The 3,734-nt window shown below is 66.8% G+C and carries 4 protein-coding genes; all 4 read right to left on the reverse strand.

From position 1 onward, the window contains the following. Window positions 1–1,226, reverse strand: a 1,226-nt coding sequence (locus tag VF662_RS11610) for a GAF domain-containing protein (RefSeq protein WP_464141276.1), incomplete at its 3' end; no start/stop codon positions are given. Continuing rightward, window positions 1,223–1,768, reverse strand: coding sequence for a biliverdin-producing heme oxygenase (locus VF662_RS11615; protein ID WP_464141278.1), 546 nt, complete (start codon window positions 1,766–1,768; stop codon window positions 1,223–1,225). The genes VF662_RS11615 and VF662_RS11610, both read right to left, overlap by 4 nt. Then, window positions 1,765–3,066 (reverse strand): adenylosuccinate lyase, encoded by a 1,302-nt coding sequence (purB, locus tag VF662_RS11620; protein ID WP_464141280.1) that lies wholly within the window; start codon window positions 3,064–3,066, stop codon window positions 1,765–1,767. Before purB ends, VF662_RS11615 begins: the two co-directional genes overlap by 4 nt. 73 nt (window positions 3,067–3,139) lie before the next feature. Next, window positions 3,140–3,734: RadC family protein (gene radC / locus VF662_RS11625; RefSeq protein ID WP_464141283.1), on the reverse strand; the 595-nt coding region annotated here is incomplete at its 5' end.

Here is a 3,734-nt window from a genome sequence, read left to right on the forward strand (position 1 = left end):
GCCTCCGCGCCGGGCACGATCGAGGAGATGCGGTCGGTCGCGTACACCTTGCCGGCGGCGGTGCCGTTCAGTGCGCGGACGATCCGGCCGAAATCCTCGCTCGACGGGGTGATGCCCGAAAAGGCCTGGTTGCCGTTGATCCAGACGGCGACGCCGTCCGCGGGGATCACGTGGGTCAATATGTCGCTCAGCCAATCGGGATCGTTGAGCAGGGTTTCATCCGAAGCGACTGCGCCGAGCAGCTGGTCCGAAATGTCCCGCGCGCGGCGCTCGAACTCGACCGTCTCCTTCCGCTCCCGGCTTTCGAGCCGCATCGCGAACATCTGGGCGAAGAGCTCCGCCACCGAACGCCGCTCGAAGCTTGCGCAGCGGGGGGAATAATGGTGGCAGGCGAAGAGGCCCCAGAGCCGGCCCTCGACGAGGATCGAGATCGACATTGAGGCGCCCACGCCCATGTTCTTGAGATACTCGATGTGGATCGGCGAGACCGAACGCAGCATCGACAGCGAAAGATCGAGCGGGGCACCGTCCTCGTCGATCTGCGGGACGATCGGCACGGGCTCGGCATCGACGTCTGTGATGACGCGCAGCAGGTTGCGCTTGTAGAGTTCGCGCGCCTGGGCGGGGATGTCAGTGGCGGGATAGCGGAGGCCGTGGAACGAGCCGATGCCCGGCTTGGCGCTTTCCGCGACCACCTCGCCCGATCCGTCGGCCGCGAAGCGGTAGACCATCACCCGGTCGAAGCCCGAAAGCGCCCGCACCTGGCGCGCGCCTTCGTTGAAGAAGGCGGTCATCGTCTCGGCCTGGTCGAGCCGTGCGATCATCGAGCGCACCGTGCCGGTGACGTCGCCATGCTCGCCGCTCGGCCCCGGCTCCGCCTCGATCACGATCTGGCGGCCGGACATATGCACGGCGACGTCGAAGGACTGATGGCCGTCGATCAGCGTGCAGCCGAAGATGCGCTCCACCGAATCCGGCCCGCGGAGCATCGCGACGCGGTTGCGCAGGCCGTGGATGGCGGCTGGCGGGAGGATGTCGACCAGCGGGCGCCCGATCAGATCCTCGGCAGTCGTATCCAGGAACTGGCTGATGTTGCGGGAGGCGCGCGCCACCATCCAGTCGGACGAAACAGCGATGAGGAAGCCGATCGGCTGGATCGCGCCGAGGATGTGGATGGGTTCGCGGTCGCAATTGGTAAGATCGACCTGACGATATGCCTCACTCACGCCTGCGCACTCTCCAGATGTCGGCGCGCCGCAATCTCGAAGCGCCGGAATACGAGCCTCGCCGTCTGGCTTGCCGCCTCCACCAGGGCGGGCTGGTAAAGCGATTCGTCGAGCTTCGCCAGTAGCTTCCGCCACGCGCCGGGCGCTTGCTCGGCAGCCAGGAACCGCATCGGCGCGTGAGGCGCAAGCTCCCGCTTCAGAACCGCTCCGCCGAGCCTCGAGCCCTCGAGCACGTAAAGGGCGCCCATGATTGCTGCCGTGTCGGCAAGGACTGGCAGTTCGACCGGATCGGGCAGAGTGCACCCGAGCTCCGCAAGATCCGCTTCGATCAAGTGCGATCGCCTCCGCGCGCGCCAATCGGGCAGGAGCGCTTCCGCGCCGGCTGCGTCCAGCGCCGCCTCGATGGGGACGTGCGCCGCCGCCTGAGCGGTGAGGAACAGCCGGTACCCATCGGGGCTGCCGAGGTCGAAGCGGGAGAACAGCCGGTCCACCCGCTCATGGTCCTCGGACGTCGCGGCGCGAAGAGCCGCCCGGGCGCTCACGCCCCGAAGACGCGGGCGAAGATCGTATCGACGTGCTTCAGATGGTAGCCGAGGTCGAAGCTCTCCTCGAGCTGCTCGGCCGTCAGCAGCGCCGACACCTTCGCATCCGCCTTGAGAAGATCGAGCAGCGACAGCGCGCCATCCGATTCCCAGACCCGCATCGCGTTGCGCTGGACCAGCCGATAGGCGTCCTCGCGCGCGGCGCCGGCCTGGGTGAGCGCGAGCAGCACGCGCTGCGAATGAACGAGGCCGCCCATCCGGTCGAGATTCTTCCGCATCCGCTCAGGGTAGACGATGAGCTTGTCCATCACGAGCGCGAGGCGGGCAAGCGCGAAATCGAGCGTCACCGTCGCATCGGGGCCGATATAGCGCTCGACCGAGGAATGGCTGATGTCCCGCTCGTGCCACAAGGCCACATTCTCCAGCGCCGGGGTGACATAGCCGCGCACCATCCGCGCCAGGCCGGTGAGGTTCTCCGTCAGCACCGGATTGCGCTTGTGCGGCATGGCCGAGGAGCCCTTCTGCCCCGGCGCGAAATATTCCTCGGCTTCCAGCACCTCGGTCCGCTGCAGGTGGCGGATCTCGGTCGCCAGCCGCTCGACCGACGAGGCGATGACTCCAAGCGTCGCGAAGAACATCGCGTGGCGATCGCGGGGGATCACCTGGGTCGAGACCGGCTCGACCTTCAGCCCCAGCTTGTCGGCGACATAGGCTTCGACGCGGGGATCGACATTCGCGAACGTCCCGACAGCGCCCGAAATGGCGCAGGTCGCGATCTCTTCACGAGCGGCGACCAGGCGTGCACGGCTGCGCTCGAACTCCGCGTGAGCGAAAGCGAGCTTCAGCCCGAACGTCACCGGCTCGGCATGGATGCCATGGCTGCGGCCGATCGTAGGGGTGAGCTTGTGCTCGTGCGCCCGGCGCTTCAGCACCTCGAGGAGCAGGTCGATGTCCTCGATCAGGAGATCCGCCGCGCGGGAGAGCTGGACCGCAAGGCACGTGTCGAGCACGTCCGAGCTCGTCATCCCCTGGTGGAGGAAACGCGCCTCGGGCCCGACATGCTCGGCGACGTTGGTGAGGAAGGCGATGACGTCGTGCTTCACCTCCGCCTCGATCGCGTCGATCCGATCGACTTCGAATTTTCCCCGTTCCCACACCGCCTGCGCCGCGTCCCTCGGGACGATGCCGAGCTCCGCCATCGCGTCCATCGCGTGCGCTTCGATCTCGAACCAGATCCGGAACCGCGTCTCGGGCGCCCAGATGCCGGCCATCTGCGGCCGCGAATAACGGGGGATCATGGAAGCTTCCTGTTTTGCGTGTGCAGGCGCCCGTAGCAGGGGCGATTTGCCCCATCAATGAGGGCGCTTTCCCCTAAAGGAGACCCATGGCGCGCAGGCTGCTGTGCCCCTTGGCGCCGATGATGACGTGATCGTGCACGTTGATCCTGAGATGCCTTCCGGCCTCGACGATATCCTTGGTCAGGCGGATGTCCTGCTGGCTGGGGGAGGGGTCGCCGCTCGGGTGGTTGTGGACGAGGATCAGCGCGGTCGCATGATATTCGAGCGCCAGGCGGATGATCTCGCGCACGTAGACCGCCGCTTCGTCCACCGACCCTTCTGACATCTGCTCGTCGCGGATCAGCATGTTCCTGGAATTGAGGAACAGCACCCGCACGCGCTCGACGGGAGTGTGGGCCATGTCAGCGTGAAGGTAGTCGAGCAAAGCCTGCCAGGAGCCGAGCACCGGCCGTTCCTTCACCTGCTCCTGTAGAAGCCTGAGCGCCGCGGCCTGGGCGATCTTGAGCGCCGCCACCGCGCCTTCGGAGATGTCGCCGACGCGGGCGATCACCTGCGCATCGGCGGTCAGAAGCGCCCCGAAGCCGCCGAATTCGTGGATCAGCTTCTTCGCCAGCGGCTTGGTGTCGCGGCGGGGGAGGGCGAGGGCGAGCAGATATTCGACGAGCTCG

Origin of the sequence: Allosphingosinicella sp., assembly GCF_036387215.1 — a bacterium.
Lineage (GTDB): Bacteria > Pseudomonadota > Alphaproteobacteria > Sphingomonadales > Sphingomonadaceae > Allosphingosinicella.